Annotated in this window: 15 protein-coding genes; 5 read left to right on the top strand and 10 right to left on the bottom strand. The window is 72.0% G+C overall.

From position 1 onward, the window contains the following. Window positions 1-49: 49 nt before the first annotated feature. A complete protein-coding gene (locus ACWD04_RS18075) occupies window positions 50-499 on the top strand; it encodes an adenylyltransferase/cytidyltransferase family protein (protein ID WP_451132984.1) in 450 nt (149 codons plus the stop codon). On the opposite strand, the gene ACWD04_RS18070 is transcribed toward ACWD04_RS18075, so the two are convergent. From ACWD04_RS18070 to ACWD04_RS18030, 9 genes are all read right to left on the bottom strand, one after another. Next, entirely contained in the window at window positions 468-1199 is a 732-nt protein-coding gene (locus ACWD04_RS18070; RefSeq protein WP_451132982.1) for a CDP-alcohol phosphatidyltransferase family protein, read from the bottom strand. The genes ACWD04_RS18075 and ACWD04_RS18070 overlap by 32 nt on opposite strands. Window positions 1200-1293: 94 nt before the next feature. Next, complete coding sequence (gene mnhG, locus ACWD04_RS18065) at window positions 1294-1683, bottom strand: monovalent cation/H(+) antiporter subunit G (protein ID WP_451132980.1); 390 nt, start codon at window positions 1681-1683, stop codon at window positions 1294-1296. Then, on the bottom strand, window positions 1680-2003 hold the full coding sequence (locus ACWD04_RS18060) for a monovalent cation/H+ antiporter complex subunit F (RefSeq protein WP_451132978.1): 324 nt from the start codon (window positions 2001-2003) through the stop codon (window positions 1680-1682). The genes mnhG and ACWD04_RS18060 overlap by 4 nt, the downstream gene beginning before the upstream one ends. Continuing rightward, the gene (locus ACWD04_RS18055) at window positions 2000-2638 is read right to left on the bottom strand and encodes a Na+/H+ antiporter subunit E (RefSeq protein ID WP_451132976.1); all 639 of its coding nucleotides are present in this window, start codon (window positions 2636-2638) and stop codon (window positions 2000-2002) included. The genes ACWD04_RS18060 and ACWD04_RS18055 overlap by 4 nt, the downstream gene beginning before the upstream one ends. Further along, complete coding sequence (locus tag ACWD04_RS18050) at window positions 2635-4290, bottom strand: Na+/H+ antiporter subunit D (RefSeq protein WP_451132974.1); 1656 nt, start codon at window positions 4288-4290, stop codon at window positions 2635-2637. The genes ACWD04_RS18055 and ACWD04_RS18050 overlap by 4 nt, the downstream gene beginning before the upstream one ends. Further along, entirely contained in the window at window positions 4287-4880 is a 594-nt protein-coding gene (locus ACWD04_RS18045) for a Na(+)/H(+) antiporter subunit C (protein WP_451132972.1), read from the bottom strand. Before ACWD04_RS18045 ends, ACWD04_RS18050 begins: the two co-directional genes overlap by 4 nt. Beyond that, window positions 4877-7780 (bottom strand): Na+/H+ antiporter subunit A, encoded by a 2904-nt coding sequence (locus ACWD04_RS18040; RefSeq protein ID WP_451132970.1) that lies wholly within the window; start codon window positions 7778-7780, stop codon window positions 4877-4879. Before ACWD04_RS18040 ends, ACWD04_RS18045 begins: the two co-directional genes overlap by 4 nt. Before the next feature lie 743 nt (window positions 7781-8523). Continuing rightward, window positions 8524-8925 carry a RidA family protein gene (locus tag ACWD04_RS18035; RefSeq protein ID WP_451132968.1) on the bottom strand — a complete coding sequence of 134 codons (402 nt, stop codon included), beginning with the start codon at window positions 8923-8925 and terminating at the stop codon, window positions 8524-8526. Then, a complete protein-coding gene (locus ACWD04_RS18030) occupies window positions 8922-10055 on the bottom strand; it encodes an acyl-CoA dehydrogenase family protein (protein WP_451132966.1) in 1134 nt (377 codons plus the stop codon). The genes ACWD04_RS18035 and ACWD04_RS18030 overlap by 4 nt, the downstream gene beginning before the upstream one ends. Window positions 10056-10146: 91 nt before the next feature. Here ACWD04_RS18030 and ACWD04_RS18025 point away from each other — a divergent pair, with 91 nt between their 5' ends. Genes ACWD04_RS18025 through ACWD04_RS18010 form a run of 4 tightly spaced genes read left to right on the top strand, consistent with a single transcriptional unit; the run spans window position 10147 to window position 13922 of the window. Further along, window positions 10147-11766 (top strand): AMP-binding protein, encoded by a 1620-nt coding sequence (locus ACWD04_RS18025; RefSeq protein ID WP_451132964.1) that lies wholly within the window; start codon window positions 10147-10149, stop codon window positions 11764-11766. Between the two features lie 4 nt (window positions 11767-11770). Continuing rightward, the gene (locus ACWD04_RS18020) at window positions 11771-12592 is read left to right on the top strand and encodes a PaaX family transcriptional regulator (RefSeq protein ID WP_451132962.1); all 822 of its coding nucleotides are present in this window, start codon (window positions 11771-11773) and stop codon (window positions 12590-12592) included. Window positions 12593-12645: 53 nt separating this feature from the next. Beyond that, the gene (locus tag ACWD04_RS18015) at window positions 12646-13467 is read left to right on the top strand and encodes a GNAT family N-acetyltransferase (protein WP_451132960.1); all 822 of its coding nucleotides are present in this window, start codon (window positions 12646-12648) and stop codon (window positions 13465-13467) included. Continuing rightward, window positions 13464-13922: a hypothetical protein gene (locus ACWD04_RS18010; protein WP_451132958.1), complete on the top strand. Its 459-nt coding sequence runs from the start codon at window positions 13464-13466 to the stop codon at window positions 13920-13922. The genes ACWD04_RS18015 and ACWD04_RS18010 overlap by 4 nt, the downstream gene beginning before the upstream one ends. On the opposite strand, the gene ACWD04_RS18005 is transcribed toward ACWD04_RS18010, so the two are convergent. After that, window positions 13909-16248 carry a bifunctional salicylyl-CoA 5-hydroxylase/oxidoreductase gene (locus ACWD04_RS18005; protein WP_451132956.1) on the bottom strand — a complete coding sequence of 780 codons (2340 nt, stop codon included), beginning with the start codon at window positions 16246-16248 and terminating at the stop codon, window positions 13909-13911. The genes ACWD04_RS18010 and ACWD04_RS18005 overlap by 14 nt on opposite strands.

The following is a 16248-nucleotide window of genomic DNA, read 5'->3' as shown; positions in this document are numbered from 1 at the left end:
CTTCACAGTAAGGTCGTTGAACCAGTTCCACCGTGGGGGGAGAGAACGGATGGTGCAGCACAGAGTCGGCTACGCGCCAGGGGTGTACGACCTGTTCCACGTCGGCCACCTGAACATCCTGCGACACGCCCGCAGCCAGTGCGACTACCTCGTGGCCGGGGTCGTCTCCGACGAGATGGCCGCGCTGGCCAAGGGCCACAAGCCCGTGATCCCGCTGCGGGAACGGCTGGAGATCGTCCGCAGTGTGCGCTACGTGGACGCGGCGTTCGTCGAGACCGTCCCGGACAAGGTCGAGACCTGGCAGCAGGTCCGCTTCGACGTCCTCTTCAAGGGCGACGACTGGCGGGGGACGGAGAAGGGCGAGCGCCTGGAACGGGACTTCGCCGAGGTCGGGGTGGAGGTCGTCTACTTCCCGTACACGGTGCACACGTCCAGCACCCAGCTGCGCCGGGCACTGGACGTGCTCGTCAGCCGGCCCGGAGCGCTTTCAGCTCCCTGAACCACTTGCCCAGGAACGCCACGAGGAACAGGGCGTGCACCGCCGCGAGCACGGCGTACCCGGCCCGGAAGACCCCGGGTGCGCCGAGCAGCAGGAAGACCAGGCAGAAGATCCCGTAGTCCGCGGGCAGCAGCGCCACGGCCCGGAGCCTGGACACCGGAGCGGCAGGGCCCGCCACGGCCGGTGCGCTGCGCGCCGCCGCCTTGCCGAGCTGCTCCCGCAGCAGCCCCGCGCAGAAGGTGAGCACGGCCACGAACAGGAAGCCGAGCGGGAGCAGGAGCCAGCCCTCACCGGGCAGGCCGTCGTGGAGGTAGAACGCGATCAGGACGGCGCTGTGGACGAGAATCATCTTCGCGCAGTCCACGACGTGGTCGAGCCACTCGCCGTCCGGCCCGCCCAGCCCGGTCAGCCGCGCGAGCTGCCCGTCGGCCGAGTCGAAGGCGAAGCCGACGGCCAGTCCGGCCCAGACCAGCACTCCGAGCCACCAGGAGGGCTCCCCGACCGCCACGGCGGCGACGGACGCGAAGGTGAACGTCGCACTGATCAGCGTGACGTGATTGGGCGTCAGTCCGACGCGGAACGCACCCGCCGCGAGCAGGCGCCCGGTCGGCCGGTTCACATACCGCGAGTAGAGCGAGACGCCCTTGGACGACTTCTGTGCGCCACGCAATTCGCGCAGCACCGTGCCCGTGCTTGACATACGCCCCCCAGCGCCCGGTGGAATCCCCGCCGCATCATCGCAGAAACAGTGCGGAGTACGTGGGGATACGTGGACGCGGTGCCTGCGGCAACCTTCAGCTCCGCTCGGACCCCGTGCCCGGTTCCGGTTCGGGCCCCGGCTCGGTGAGCTGTGCGTCCAGGTCGTCGAACAGCAGCTCGCCCCGTTCGACCTGCCCCGTCCGGTACGCCGAGCGCGCCACCAGATGCGCGGCCACCGGGCCGGTCATCAGCTGGAAGAAGCCGATGAGGGCCAGCGTCGCCAGGTCCATGCCGCTGCGCAGCCTCAGCGCGACACCGGCCAGCACCAGCAGCAGCCCGAGGGTCTGCGGCTTGGTCGCCGCATGGCTGCGCGACAGGACGTCGGGCAGCTTCAGCATGCCGACCACACCGAGGAGACAGATCGCAGCGCCGAGGAACACGAGCACCGCCCCGGCCGTGTCCGTGATCTGTACCCAGAGATTCACTCCTGTGACTCCTTCGCGGCGGGTTTCCGGCGTGACTGCGGCTTGTCGCGTACGGCGATGAAACGGGCGATGCCCACCGATCCGGTGAAGCCGAGGAACGCGAGCACCAGCATGATCGGGAAGTAGAAGGCGTCCCGGCCGAAAGCGGACTTGACGCCGAGGCCCGCGATGATCACCGCGGCGAGGACGTCGAGGGAGAGGGCCCGGTCCAGCATGGAGGGCCCTCGGCTGATCCGGACGAGCAGCAGTGCCCCCGCGGCGACGACGAGCACGACTGCGGCGATCATCAGAACCCGGTCGACGGTTTCGGGGCCACTCATGAACTCTCCTCTCCGGAGCCCGGCCCGGAGCCGGCGGTCGACGGCGGCGGCTCGGACACGCGGCGGATCTCGTCCGGGGTACCGAACGCCCGTACCGTCAGCTCCTCCAGCTTCCAGACAGAGCGCCGGGCCGCTTCCAGCTCCGCCGGCCGGTCGGCGTCCAGGACGTGCAGGAAGAGCGTGGCCGTGGCCCTGCGCACCTCGACCACGGAGCCGCCCGGCACGTTCGACACGGTGACGGCGGTCGCGGCGAGCATCAGATCGCTGCGGCAGCGCAGTGGTACGCCGATGACGGCGGCCCGGTGCGGACGGTCGGCGAAGATCTGCCGGGTGACCTCCACCCCCGAGGTGTACATGTCGTAGAGCAGATAGGCGGCGAGCCTGAGGATGCCCCAAGGGTGCAGCCGGAGCCCCAGATCGACCTGCGGCAGCGGGAACGCCAGACAGACCACGACCGCGACGACCGCGCCGGTGACGACGTTGGCCCAGGTCAGGGTGGACCACAGCAGAACCCAGATCAGGGTGAGCCAGGCGATCTGCGGAAGGTCGAGTACGCGGCGCCTTCGGCCGGCGAACTCGACGCTGCACGGGGGCAGATCGGGATTGCGGTACGACAGGGTGATCAGGCGCCTCACCGGCCGAGCACCTCCTCCACATAGGGGCGGCGCGCGATGAGTTCGGCTGCCGAGCGGTCGGTGAAGGCCGTCAGCGGACCGGCCAGGACGGTGAAGGCGAGACCGAGCACGACAGCACCCGCTGTGGCGGCCGTCATGGCCCTGGGCGGGCGGATCGTGGTGGTGACGGCCTGCCCCTGCAACGTGGCGGCCACGGCCTGGCCGGCGGGGGCCCGGGGCGGCCCCACCCCTTCGTCGCCGGTGCCCGGGACGCGGTCGGGTCCGGTATCGGCATCGTCGTCGTCACTGTCGTCGGCGGCCTCCAGGACGGTGCCGTACGCGGCCTGGCCCGGAGGCTCCGTACGCCAGAAGGCCAGATTCCAGATCTTGGCCATCACGTACAGGGTGAGCAGGCTCGTCACGGTCGCGCCCGCGACGAGGATCCATGCCAGGACACTGCCGTCGGCGACACCTGCCCGCATGAGTCCGAGCTTGCCGATGAAGCCGGAGAGCGGAGGGATTCCGGCGAAGTTCATCGCGGGGACGAAGAAGAGGACCGCGAGCAGCGGAGCCGCCCGGGCCAGTCCGCCGAGCCGGGTGAGCTCGTTGGTGCCGCCCCGGCGTTCGATGAGCCCCGCGACGAGGAAGAGGGTGGTCTGGACGGTGATGTGGTGCGCGACGTAGAAGATCGCGCCGCCGTACGCCTCACGGGTGGCGAGGCCCACCCCGAAGACCATGTAACCGATGTGGCTGATGAGGGTGAAGGAGAACAGCCTCTTCAGGTCGGTCTGGGCGACCGCCCCCAGGATCCCCACGATCATCGAGGCGAGGGCGACGATCATGAGCAGATCGCCGAGCCGGTTCCCGGGGAAGAGCAGGGTCTCCACCCGCAGCATGCAGTAGATGCCGACCTTCGTCAGCAGGCCGGCGAAGACGGCGGTGACGGGCGCGGGCGCGGTCGGGTAGGAGTCTGGGAGCCAGGCTGCCAGGGGGAAGACGGCGGCCTTGATGGCGAAGACGGTGAGCAGCATGGCCTGGACCAAGGTCTGCACACCGAGGGGGAGATCGGGCAGCCGGACGGCCAGCTGGGCGAGATTGGCCGTTCCGGCGGCGGCGTAGGTCATGGCGATCGCCGTCAGGAAGAGCATCGAGGAGAACAGCGAGATGATCACGTAGGTCGAACCGGACCGGATCCGGGGGCCGGTCCCGCCGAGCGTGAGCAGGACGAAGCTGGCTACCAGCATGATCTCGAAACCGACGTAGAGGTTGACGAGATCGCCCGCGATGAAGGTGAGGGAGACCCCGGCGACCAGGATGAGATAGGCGGGGTGGAAGACGGCGACGGGCGTCTCCTTGTCCCGGTCCGCCATGCCCTGGCCGAGCGAGTAGACCAGGACGGCGAGGGTGACCGCCGAGGAGACTGTCAGCATCAGCCCGGACAGCCGGTCGGCGACCAGCGTGATGCCGAGCGGCGGTGCGAAATCACCGAGATGGACGGAGAGGGGCCCTTGCCGGTCGGCGGCGATCATCAGGGCCACCGAAAGACAGAGGACCGCGCTGAGCACGGCGACGCTGATGAAGCGCTGGAAGCGCGCGAGCCGGGTGCCGAAGGCGAGGCTCAGCCCGGTGGCGCAGAGCGGCAGCAGCACCGGCAGAGGAACGAGCGCGTTCATCCGGCGGCTCCTTGGTCGTCGTCCTTGTCGTTCACGTAGTCCTCCGGGTCGGCGCCCAGCACGTCGTGCCAGAGGTCCCCGCCGGCGTCCCGGCCCCGGGCCTGCAGGGCGCGGTCGGCGCGCAGCCGGGCGCGCAGCCGTTGGTGCTCCTTGCGGTAGCGGGCGCGGTCCTGCCGGGTACGGCCGGGCTCCGCCCGGAACTCCTCACGGAGTTCGGCCCGCTGCCCCATCACCTCGGCGCGCAGGAAGATGCGTCGGTCCTCCAGGTCGTCGTGGACCTCGTCCGTGCCGGTCAGCTGGTAGCTGCGGTAGGCCATGGCGAGCAGGAAGGCCGTGGTGGCAAGGGTGATGACGATGGCGGTGAGGGCGATGGCCTGGGGCAGCGGGTCGGTGATCCGGCCATGCGCCACGCCGTAGAGCAGGGGCGCCGCGCCTGCCGCGCCGGTGGCAGAGAGGACCAGCAGGTTGATGCCGTTCCCCGCGATCACCGCGCCGAGCAGGATGCGGGTGAGCGGCCGGGTCAGCATGAGCATGCCACCGACCGCGCAGAGCACGACGGCCGTGGCGAGGAGCGAGACGCTCATGGTCATCGGTTGGGCTCCCCCGTCCCGGTGTCGGGCGCGGGGACCAGTGCGCCCGCCGCCCGTTCGATCTGCCGGTCGACCTTGGCGCCAAGGGCCCGCACGATGTCCAGGACCACGCCGAGCACCAGCAGGTAGACGCCGAAGTCGAAGAGGACCGAGGTGCTCAGGTGGTAGTCACCGAACACCGGCAGGTGCCCGTGGTAGGTCCAGGCGTGCAGCACCGTCCCCTCCGCGAGGCCGCCCAGGGCGACCGCGGTGGACACGAACAGTCCGAGTCCGGTGAAGAGCCCGGGCTGCAGCGGCGCGGCCTCCGCGAGCTCGAACCGGCCGCCCGCCAGGTAGCGGGTGATGAGAGCGAGTCCCGCCACGAGTCCGGCGACGAAGCCGCCGCCGGGCATGTTCTCGGCGCAGAACAGCAGATACAGGGAGAGCACCAGGATGGGATGGAAGAGCAGCCGGGCGACCACCTCGAAGACGACCGAGCGGTGTTCGGGCGCCAGGGTGGATCCGGCGGCCAGCCAGCTGCGTTCGGGTGCGTTGTCGTCGCCCTGCGGCAGACCGGTCAGCCGCCTGTTCGAGAGCGTCCAGGCGGTCTCTCCTGTCAGCTCCTGCCTGTTCATGGGCGTCTCGCTGCGCCGGTGCAGATAGATGAGGCTGGTCACCCCGATCGCCGCCGCCGCGAGGACGGCGGACTCCCCCATCGTGTCCCAGGCCCGCAGATCGACCAGGATGGTGGCCACGACGTCCTTGAGACCGTGGTGGGCGACCTCCTCGATCATCGCCGCGCCCGCCGGCTCGGCGACGCGTGCGGCGCCCGCCACCCAGACGGCCACGCCGACCGTCGCCGCGGCGGCCAGCGCCACCGGGATCCGCAGCGCCCGCCGCCAGGTGCCGATCGACTCCTCGAAACGCACCGGCATCCGGCGCAGGACCAGCACGAACACGATCATCGACACGGTCTCCACGCAGAACTGGGTGAGCGCCAGGTCGGGCGCGCCCTGTACGACGAAGAGCAGCGCCGTCCCGTATCCGGTCAGTCCCGCCAGGACGACGGCCTTCATCCGGCGGCTGACGGTCAGGCAGGACAGCGCGGCCGCACAGGTCAGCACGGCCACCGCGCCCTGGAGCGGTACATCCCACACCCGGGGGGCGACCGCTCCCTCCCAGGGGCGGTCCGTGACCAGGACCGCCAGCTGGCCGGCCAGCATCACCATCAGGGTGATGGCCAGGTAGCCGGAGAGGGAGCCGCGCTGCACGAAGCCGGTGACCTGGAGGGCGACCCGTTCCAGGCCGAGCAGGAGGTGCCCGAAGACGCTGTCCGCGGTCGGCCAGGCGACGCGCCGGGAGAGCCGGACGACCGCCGCGCGTCCCCCGAAGAGCACGGCGCCGCCCGCCCAGGTCAGGGCGGAAAGCAGCAGGACCAGGCCGAAGCCGTGCCAGAGCGCGAGGTGGTAGGGGTGGGCGGGGGCGGGGAACGCGTCGGCGTACGCGGCGAACAGACGGTCCGTCCAGCCGACGCCGGGGCCGAGCACCAGCCCGGCGACGGCGAGCACGGCGGGCGGCGCCAGGAGGGCGGCACCGGCGCGGCGGGCCGGGGTGTCGGTGACGCCGGGCTTGCGGGCGAACGCTCCCCAGACGAAGCGCAGGGTGTAGGCGACGGTCAGCACGGAGCCGACGACGGTGACGGCCAGAACCCAGCGGTCCGTGGTGTCGCCGTGCAGCAACGCCTCGAAGGCGGCTTCCTTCGCGGCGAATCCGAGGAACGGCGGCAGGGCGGCCATGGAAGCGGCGGCAAGGACCGCGACCGCGCAGACGTACGGCATGGTGCGGCCCAGGCCGGAGAGTTCGCGTAGGTCCCGGGTGCCGGTCGTGTGGTCCACGATGCCGGTGACGAGGAACAGCGCGGCCTTGAACAGGGCGTGCCCGAGGATCATCGCGACGGCGGCGAGCGCGGCGTCGCGGTTCCCCGCCCCGGCGAGCGCGGTGAGGAAGCCGAGCTGGCTGACGGTGCCGTAGGCGAGGACGAGCTTCAGGTCGTTCAGTCGCAGGGCGCGCCAGGCGCCGAGGAGCATGGTCGCTCCCCCCAGCACCAGGACGACCGGCCGCCAGACGGGGACGTCGGCGAAAGCGGGGGCGAGTCGTGCCACCAGGTACACACCGGCCTTGACCATGGCCGCTGCGTGCAGATAGGCGCTGACGGGAGTGGGCGCGGCCATGGCGTTCGGCAGCCAGAGGCTGAACGGCCAGATCGCCGACTTGGACAGGGCACCGCACAGCACGAGGACGACGGCCACGGAGACGGCGAGCGTCGGCTCCGGCGGGTCGGCGACGATCGCGGAGATCCGGTAGGTTCCCGCCGCCTCACCGAGGATCAGGAAGCCGACCAGCATGGCGAGGCCGCCCAGTGTGGTGACCGTGAGTGCCTGGAGGGCGGAACGGCGGTTCTTCTTACGTTCGCTCCCGTGCCCGATCAGGAGGTACGAGAAGACGGTGGTCAGTTCCCAGAACACGTAGAGCGAGATCAGGTCGTCCGCGAGGACGAGGGCGAGCATGGCACCGGCGAAGGCCAGCAGGTTCCCGGCGAAGGAGGCCAGCCGGGGGGAGTCGTCGGTGAAGTAGGGCGCGCAGTACAGCAGGACGAGCGCCCCCACCCCGGCCGCGAGCAGCACCATCAGCACGGCGAGCGCGTCCAGGCGCAGGGCGATCGACACGTCGTACGTACCGATCCACTCCCACGACCAGGTGACCGCCCGGCCGGTCTCCGCGCCGCTCCACTCGGTGACCGCCCAGACCGTGGTGGCCGCGGGAGGCAGCGCGAGCACGACGAAGGCGTACCTGCCGAGCCGCCGCACCAGCGGCGCCGCACACGCCGCGAGTACGAAGTGGCAGAGGACGAGTGCGATCACGACGGGAGATCCGGGACGAAGGGCACCGAATACAGATATATCCCCCGGCCCGGTTCACCCGTCCGGCGCGCCGCGAGACGACCGGCCCGCTGGTTCCCATCAGCGTCGGTGGCGTCCGGTGCTCGTCCCTCTGTGCTCACAGAACGGCACCTGCCCGCTTCGGCCGTGGTCACACGGCATGACGTGGACCCCGTCCCGCACAGCCGCCGCAGGCCCCCTTCCGCTCAGGAGTACCCGGTCGGCGTTCAGGGGCAGATGCAGCGGTTCGTCGGGGACCTCGTCGGGCATGCCGCGGGTGCCCTCGGCGAGGCGCGGGCGGCTGTGCGCATCGTCGGACATGGTGAGGCCATCACCCTCAGGGGATCTGTTCACGGCGCCCGGAGGCCGTCCGCCGGTCACAGCCGCCACCTCCCGGCATGGCGTGGAACCTGTGCGTGCGTCTCCACTCTCACTCCGGAACGTACACACCGCTACTTGGGCACAGCAAGCATCTCCGACATTTCGCCGGTGACGTCGCGGCGGCACTCGCCGCGTGCGAGGACCGCCGCCGTTCTCGCGCGATGTTCGTGCAGAACCCTTCGCGCGCACTCCTGATGAGGAGACGGGCAGCGCGACGACTCCTGCGGAGGACGAGCTCCTGAAGGTCGGGAGGCCGGGCGCCGCCCACGTCGAGCCGTACTGATCGGCACCCCACGGTGACCGGGGGCGGTACGCACAACCGCGCCGCCCCTTCGCGTGCGGCCTCAGTCCAGCACGGCGATGCCGTCGAGCTCGACCATGGCCTGCTCGTCCCAGAGCCGGACCGCCCCGACGACCGCCATGGCCGGATACTCACGCCCCGCCAGCCTCCGCCAGACGGCGCCCAGTTCGGAGGCGTGGGCACGGTAGTCGGCCACATCGGTGGCGTAGACGGTGACCCTCGCCAGGGCGGCCGGGGCACCGCCCGCGGCGCGCAGGGCGGTGAGCAGATTCCCCAGGGCCGTCTCGAACTGTTCAGGCAGGGTGGAGCCGACGACCTTCCCTTCGCCGTCCAGTGCGGTCTGGCCTGCCAGGAAGACCAGCCGGCCGCCGGTGGCGGTGACGGCGTGCGAGAAGCCGGTGGGCGGGGCGAGTTCGGCGGGGTTGATCCGGGTGATCGGATTCATGCGGGTGTCTCCTGTGTCGCGTACAGCTCCTTGGCGATGATGGTGCGCTGCACCTCGGTGGCGCCCTCGTAGATCCGGGGCGCGCGGACCTCCCGGTAGAGATGTTCGAGCAGATGGCCCCGTCGCAGAGCGCGGGCGCCGTGCATCTGGACGGCCGCGTCGACGACGTACTGCGCGGTCTCGGTGGCGTACAGCTTGGCCATGGCGGCGCGCCGGGGCACGCCCGGCTCCCCCGCGTCGTGGGCGGCGGCGGCCGCGTACACCAGGAGCCGGGCGGCCTCGGTGCGGGTCGCCATCTCCGCGACCTGGTGCGAGACGGCCTGCAGGTCCTTGAGCGGGGCTCCGAAGGCGGTGCGGTGGGCCGTGTGGTCCAGGGTGGCGTCGAGCGCGGCGCGCGCCATGCCGACGGCGAACGCCCCGACACTGGGCCGGAAGAGGTTCAGGGTGTCCATGGCGACCCGGAACCCCCGGCCGGGCTCGCCCAGCACGTCCTCGGCGGTCACCGGCACGTCGTCGAAGTCCAGCGCCCCGATGGGGTGCGGGGAGAGCATGGTCAGGGGCGCTCCGGTGAGCCCGGGACGGTCGGCGGGCACGAGGAACGCGGTGACACCGCGGGCTCCGTCGCCCTCCCCCGACCGCGCGAAGACGGTGTAGAAGTCGGCTTCGGGGGCGTTGGAGATCCAGCACTTCTCGCCGGTGAGCCGCCAGCCGCCCCCGCCGGGCGCGGGCCGTGCGGCGAGGGCGAGGGCCGCCGCGTCGGATCCGGCGCCCGGCTCACTGAGCGCGAAGGCGGCCACGGCGCGGCCCGCGCGCACCTCGGGCAGCCACCGCGCGCGCTGGGCCGCGGTGCCCGCCCGGCGGACCGGCCCGGCTCCGAGGCCCTGGAGGGCGAGCGCGGTCTCCGCCTCGGTGCAGCCGCGCGCCAGCGACTCGCGCATCAGGCAGAGATCGAGGGCGCCGGAGCCGAGCAGCCGGTCGAGGAGCCCGAGGCCGCCGAGCGCGGTGACGAGCGGGCGGTTGACATGGCCGGGCTCGCCCTTCTCCGCAAGGGGGCGCAGCTCGTCGCGGGCGAGGGTGTACAGCTCGTCGCACCAGGCTGTTTGACCGGGATCGAGGGAGAATGCCGTCATACCGGCGCCTCTCTTGTCACGACTTATCGCGGACCGTTGACTACCGTCAACCAAACGATACGCTCCGAGGGCGACAAGGGGGCGATGCTTCATGAAGCCGTCAGGCACCGCGAGCGCGCACACCGACACCTTCGCGCGCGACCATCTCCCGCCCGCCGAGGACCGGCCCGAGCTGGTCTTCGACCTCCCCGAACTGGCCTACCCGGACCGGCTGAACTGCGGACACGAACTGCTCGACCGCACCGCCGACCGCTTCGGCCCCGAGCGCCCCGCCTTCCGGAGCGCCGACGGCGACGTCTGGAGCTACGGCGAACTGCGGGACCGGGTGGACCGCATCGCCCACGTACTCAGCCACGATCTGGGCGTCGTCCCCGGCAACCGCGTACTGCTGCGCGGCCCTACCACGCCCTGGCTCGCGGCCTGTTGGCTCGCCGTGATGAAGGCAGGGGCGATCGCCGTGACGGTGCTGGCCCAGCAGCGGGCGGCGGAACTCGCCACGATCTGCTCCATCGCCCGCGTCGGCCACGCCCTGTGCGACAGCAGGTCGGTCGACGACCTGGCCAGGGCCGAGGTACCCGGGCTGCACATCACCACGTACGGGGGCGGCTCCGCCGACGACCTGACAGAGCTCGCGGCTGCCCGGCCGGGGCCCTACCGTGCGGTGGACACCGCCGCCGACGACATCGCCCTCATCGCGTTCACCTCGGGCACCACCGGGCGGCCCAAGGGCTGCATGCACGCCCACCGCGATGTGCTGGCCGTCGCCGACACCTTCGCCCGGCACGTCCTGCGGCCGGGCCCCGACGACGTGTTCACGGGAAGCCCGCCGCTCGGATTCACCTTCGGGCTGGGCGGGCTGGTGATCTTCCCGCTGCGGGCCGGCGCCTCGGCCCTGCTGCTGGAACAGGCCGGCCCCAAGCAGCTGCTGCCCGCGCTCGCCGCCCACCGGGTCTCCGTCCTGTTCACCGCGCCGACCGCGTACCGCGTGATGCTCGAAGCACTCGAAGGCCATGACCTGTCCACGCTGCGCCGCTGCGTCTCGGCCGGGGAGAACCTCCCCGCCGCGACATGGCGGGCCTGGTACGAGCGGACGGGGCTGCGCATCATCAACGGCATCGGGACCACCGAGCTGCTGCACATCTTCATTTCCGCCGCCGGCAGGGCGGTCCGGCCCGGTACCACCGGCGTCCCCGTGCCCGGCTGGCAGGCGCGCGTGGTGGACGAGGACGGCGAGGAGCTGCCCGACGGCGAACCTGGTCTGCTGGCCGTGCGCGGTCCGGTCGGCTGCCGGTACCTCGCCGACGAACGCCAGCGGGTGTACGTACGCCACGGCTGGAACATCACCGGCGACACCTGTGTCCGCGAGCCCGACGGCTACTTCCGCTATGTCGCCCGCGCCGACGACATGATCGTCTCCGCCGGGTACAACATCGCCGGCCCCGAGGTCGAGGAGGCGCTGCTGCGCCACCCCGACGTGGCCGAGGCCGCGGTGGTGGGCCGGGCCGACGAGCTGCGAGGTCAGATCGTGGCCGCGTACGTCGTGCCGCGGGAAGGCGCGCTGCTGTCGGCCGACGACCTGCGCACCCATATGAAGGCCGAACTGGCGCCGCACAAATGTCCGCGTGCCATCGCATTCCTGCCCGCGCTTCCGAGGACCGCGACCGGAAAACTCCAGCGATTCCTGCTGCGTGGCACCGCCGCCCTAGAGTGATCACGTGGCCGAGCACACTCCCCGTTCCCTGATCGTCACCCTTTACGGCGCGTACGGCCGTCATCCCGGCAACGCCCCGCTGGCGGTGTCCGAGCTGATCCGGCTGCTGCACGCGGTCGAGGTCGACGCGCCGTCGGTGCGTTCGTCCGTCTCCCGGCTCAAGCGCCGCGGGCTGCTCGTGCCCGCCCGTACGGCGGACGGGGCGGCCGGATACGCACTGTCGTCCGACGCCCGCCAGCTGCTGGACGACGGCGACCGGCGGATCTACCGTCGGCCGGCTCCCCGGCCCGGCGACGGCTGGGTGCTCGCCGTCTTCTCCGTGCCGGAGGCCGAACGCCACAAGCGCCACCTGTTGCGCTCCCGGCTCGGCCGGCTCGGCTTCGGCACGGCGGCGCCCGGGGTGTGGATCGCTCCCGCCGGACTGCACGAGGAGACGCGGCACACCCTGGAACGACTCGGACTCGCGCCGTACGTCGACCTGTTCCGCGGGGAACACCTCGGCTTCGCCGCGACGCAGGAGTCCGTGGCGCGCTGGTGGGACCTGGGCGCGATCGCCCGGCTCCACCTCGACTTCCTGGAGCAGCAGGAGCCGGTGCTGCGGTCCTGGGAGGAACGGGCCGAAGGGGCCGCGCCCGATCCCGAGGAGGCCTACCGGGACTACCTCCGCGCGCTGGACGCCTGGCGCCGGCTGCCGTACGCGGACCCGGGGCTGCCCGGGGAACTGCTGCCGAAGGACTGGCCGGGCGGGCGCTCGGCAGAGGTGTTCGGGCTGCTGCACGGCCGACTGCGCGACGCGGGAGCCCGGTTCGTCGGGGAAAGTCCCTGATCCTCCCGCAGAAATCGGGGTGACCCGAGGCCATGCGAGCGACAGGATGAAGCATGACCTGGACCTTCACCGATGACGTCGACGCCTTCCTGGACGCGGCCGGAGCGTCCCTGGCCGCCCGGCCCGCCGAGAACACCCTGCTGCTGACCGTCACCGCCACGCTGCGGGACAGCGGGCCACAGGCGTACGGCGTGGAGCCGCCGGTGCTGGGCTGGTGGCGCGGGGCGGACGGCGAGGTCGCCGGGGCGCTGGTGCGCACGCCACCCTTCCTGCCGCTCCTGGGAACGGCGTCCGCCGAGGCGGTCGGTGCCCTGGCCGACGCGCTGCCGCTGCCGGGCGTCAACGCGGACCGCGACACCGCACGGGCCCTGGCTGCCCGTTGGCCACGCCACCGGGTCGACGAGGAGCACCGGCTGTACCGGCTGGGCACCTTGGTGCCGCCCTCCCCCGCGCCGGCAGGCCGGCCCCGGACCGCCACCCCGGCCGACCGGCCGCTGCTGGTCGACCGGATCCGCGCCTTCGGTGCGGAGACCGGCCAGTCGGGCGACCGGGCCGAGCGGATCGTGGACGAGCGCACGGCGCACGGCGGGCTGACGCTCTGGGAGGCGGACGGGAAGCCGGTGTCGATGGCGGGCGTATCGCGCAGGATCGCGGACACGGTGCGGGTGGCGCACGTCTACACACCGCCGGAGCACCGGGGCCGGGGCTACGCGGCGGCGGTGACGGCGGAGGTGAGCCGGGTGGCGCGGGAGGAGGGCGCCGGGGAGGTGCTGCTCTTCACGGACCTCGCGAATCCGACGAGCAACGGCGTGTACCGGCGCATCGGTTACGAAGCCGTCGGCGACCGGTTGGTGATCACCGCGGAGCCCGAGTGACGGCCGGGGCCGGGTCCGCACCGGCCGAGCAGGTGTGGCTGGTCGCCGCGAACGTCGTGCGGTGGCGGCGCTACGGCGAGGGCGGCCAGGAACTGCGGCCCGGCACCAAGTCCTACCGGGGCGGCTCCAAGGTGTACGTGATCGAGACCTACGCGGGGACGGCGCACGAGCAGCTGACGACGATCGGACGCGGGCGCCACACCGGCACGTACATCACGATCGACATGTCGACGCGCGATCTGCACACCTTCCGGGCCGTTCCGGTCCACAGCCCGACCGTGCTGCGGCTGTGCGAGGAGGCGGGCGTGGGCGGCTGCTGGACGAGCCGTCAGGACGCCGAAGAGGTCGCGGCTCTCCTCGGCCGGCTGTCCCTCGAGTACCGCACCACGCACTGGGCCATGGCTCATCCCAGCCCGTGCCGCTGCCACGAGTGCCTGACGCTCAGTTCAGCGTGAGCCGGGGCCTGGGACCGTCGGTGCGGCCGGTCGGCGGAGTCCGGCTGCCCGCGCGGTACGGGAGCGGCCAGGAGATGCCCGGCCCGGCGTAACCCTGCTCGGCCGCCGCGTGCAGCGTCCAGTGCGGGTCGTACAGATGAGGGCGGGCCAGGGCGCAGAGGTCTGCGCGGCCGGCGAGCAACAGCGAATTGACGTCGTCCCAGGAGGAGATGGCGCCGACGGCGATGACGGGTACGTCCAGGGCGTTGCGGATCCGGTCGGCGTACGGCGTCTGGTACGAGCGGCCGTACTCGGGGCGTTCCCCGGGGACGACCTGGCCGGTGGAGACGTCGATGGCGTCCGCGCCGTGGGCGGCGAAGGCGCGGGCGACCGCCAGGGCGTCCTCGTCGCTCGTGCCGCCCGGCGCCCAGTCCGTGGCGGATATCCGCACGGTCATGGGCCGGTCAGCGGGCCATACGGCGCGGACCGCGTCGAGGACCTCCAGGGGGAAGCGGAGCCGGTTCTCCAGGGGGCCGCCGTAGGCGTCGGTGCGCAGGTTGGTGAGCGGGGAGAGGAAACCGGAGAGCAGGTACCCGTGGGCGCAGTGCAGTTCGAGCAGGTCGAATCCGCAGCGGGCGGCCCGCCGGGCGGCCTCCGTGAACAGGTCGCGGACCGCGTCCATCCCCGCCCGGTCCAGCTCCTGCGGGATCTGGTTGACCCCGTGGGCGTACGGGACGGGCGACGCGGCGCTGACCGGCCAGTTGCCCTGGTCCAGCGGCTGGTCGATGCCCTCCCACATCAACCGGGTGGAGCCCTTACGGCCGGAGTGGCCCAGCTGGACGCCGATCGCTGCGCCGGGGGCGGAGTCATGGACGAAGTGCGTGATCCTGGTCCAGGCATCGGCCTGTTCATCGGTCCACAGTCCGGTGCAGCCGGGGGTGATGCGGCCTTCGGGGCTCACGCAGACCATCTCGGTCATGACGAGCCCTGCGCCGCCGAGCGCGCGGGCGCCGAGATGGACGAGGTGGAAGTCGCCGGGCATGCCGTCGACGGCGGAGTACATGTCCATGGGCGAGACGACGACACGGTTGCGGAGTTCCAGCCCCCGCAGCCGCAGCGGGGTGAACATCGGCGGGGTGCCGGGCGGGCAGCCGAACTCCTCCTCGACCGCCTCGGTGAAGCCGGGATCACGCAGCCTCAGGTTGTCGTGTGTGACGCGGCGGCTGCGGGTGAGCAGGTTGAAGGCGAACCGCCGGGGCGGCTGGTCGGTGTAACGCGGGAGTTCCTCGAACCAGCGCAGGCTGGCCGCGGCGGCGCGCTGGGTGGACAGGACGACGGGGCGGCGCTCGGCCTCGTACGCGGCGACGGCGGTGGGCAGGTCGGGCTGTTCCTCGACGCAGGCGGCCAGGGCGAGGGCGTCCTCGACGGCGAGCTTGGTGCCGGAGCCGATGGAGAAGTGGGCGGTGTGGGCGGCGTCGCCGACAAGCACCGTGTTGCCGTGTGACCAGTGCGCGTTGGTGACGGTGACGAAGGTGAGCCAGGAGGACTTGTTGGAGCGCAGCGGTCGGCCTCCGAGGGCCTCGGCGAACACGGTGGCACAGCGTTCGGCGGACTCGGCGGTGCCGCAGGTGTCGAGGCCGGCGGCGCGCCAGACCTCTTCGCGCATCTCGACGATGACGGTGGAGGCGCCGCATTCGTTCGGCGTCCCGAAGGGCCTCGTCGAGGAGTGGTGGGCGGGCGACGGGCGGGAGAAGGGATAGGCGTGCAGCTGCATCACGCCGTGTTCGGTCTCGGCGACCTCGAAGCGGAACGCGTCGAGCGCGAAGTCCACTGCGAGCCAGATGTAGCGGTTGCGGTGTTCGGTGACCGTGGGGCGGAAGTGGCGGGCATAGGCCTCGCGGGTGGCGCTGTGCACACCGTCGGCGGCGATGACCAGGTCGTGGCCGGCCGCGAGCTCGGCGGCGGGCGGCGCCGCGGTCCGGAAGCGAAGCCGCACACCGAGGGATGCGCAGCGCTCGTGCAGGATGCGCAGCAGCGTACGGCGGCTCAGCGCGGCGAAGCCGTGGCCGCCGGAGGTCTGTGTGGCACCCCGGTATACGACGTCGATGGTGTCCCAGCGGACGAACGCTTCGCTCAGCGCCCGGTACACGACGGGGTCGGCATGCTCGATGCCGCCGAGCGTCTCGTCGGAGAGGACCACGCCGAAGCCGAAGGTGTCGTCGGGGGCGTTGCGCTCCCATACGGTGATCTCGCGGCCGGGGTCCAGCCGTTTGAGGAGCGCGGCGGCGTAGAGCCCGCCGGGTCCGCCGCCGATGACCGCGATCCGCCCCGTGTCCGAGGAGGGCAT

The organism is Streptomyces sp. NPDC002911, assembly GCF_053591835.1.
This window is presented reverse-complemented; position numbering and strand designations above follow the sequence as displayed.

What these genes read in the sequence shown, in the direction of transcription:
- ACWD04_RS18075 (WP_451132984.1), top strand. Translation starts at nt 50, where the DNA reads ATGGTGCAGCACAGAGTCGGCTACGCGCCAGGGGTGTACGACCTGTTC.
- ACWD04_RS18070 (WP_451132982.1), bottom strand. Translation starts at nt 1,199, where the DNA reads ATGTCAAGCACGGGCACGGTGCTGCGCGAATTGCGTGGCGCACAGAAG.
- ACWD04_RS18060 (WP_451132978.1), bottom strand. Translation starts at nt 2,003, where the DNA reads ATGAGTGGCCCCGAAACCGTCGACCGGGTTCTGATGATCGCCGCAGTC.
- ACWD04_RS18050 (WP_451132974.1), bottom strand. Translation starts at nt 4,290, where the DNA reads ATGAACGCGCTCGTTCCTCTGCCGGTGCTGCTGCCGCTCTGCGCCACC.
- ACWD04_RS18045 (WP_451132972.1), bottom strand. Translation starts at nt 4,880, where the DNA reads ATGACCATGAGCGTCTCGCTCCTCGCCACGGCCGTCGTGCTCTGCGCG.
- ACWD04_RS18035 (WP_451132968.1), bottom strand. Translation starts at nt 8,925, where the DNA reads ATGAATCCGATCACCCGGATCAACCCCGCCGAACTCGCCCCGCCCACC.
- ACWD04_RS18030 (WP_451132966.1), bottom strand. Translation starts at nt 10,055, where the DNA reads ATGACGGCATTCTCCCTCGATCCCGGTCAAACAGCCTGGTGCGACGAG.
- ACWD04_RS18025 (WP_451132964.1), top strand. Translation starts at nt 10,147, where the DNA reads ATGAAGCCGTCAGGCACCGCGAGCGCGCACACCGACACCTTCGCGCGC.
- ACWD04_RS18015 (WP_451132960.1), top strand. Translation starts at nt 12,646, where the DNA reads ATGACCTGGACCTTCACCGATGACGTCGACGCCTTCCTGGACGCGGCC.
- ACWD04_RS18005 (WP_451132956.1), bottom strand. Translation starts at nt 16,248, where the DNA reads ATGCCCTCCTCGGACACGGGGCGGATCGCGGTCATCGGCGGCGGACCC.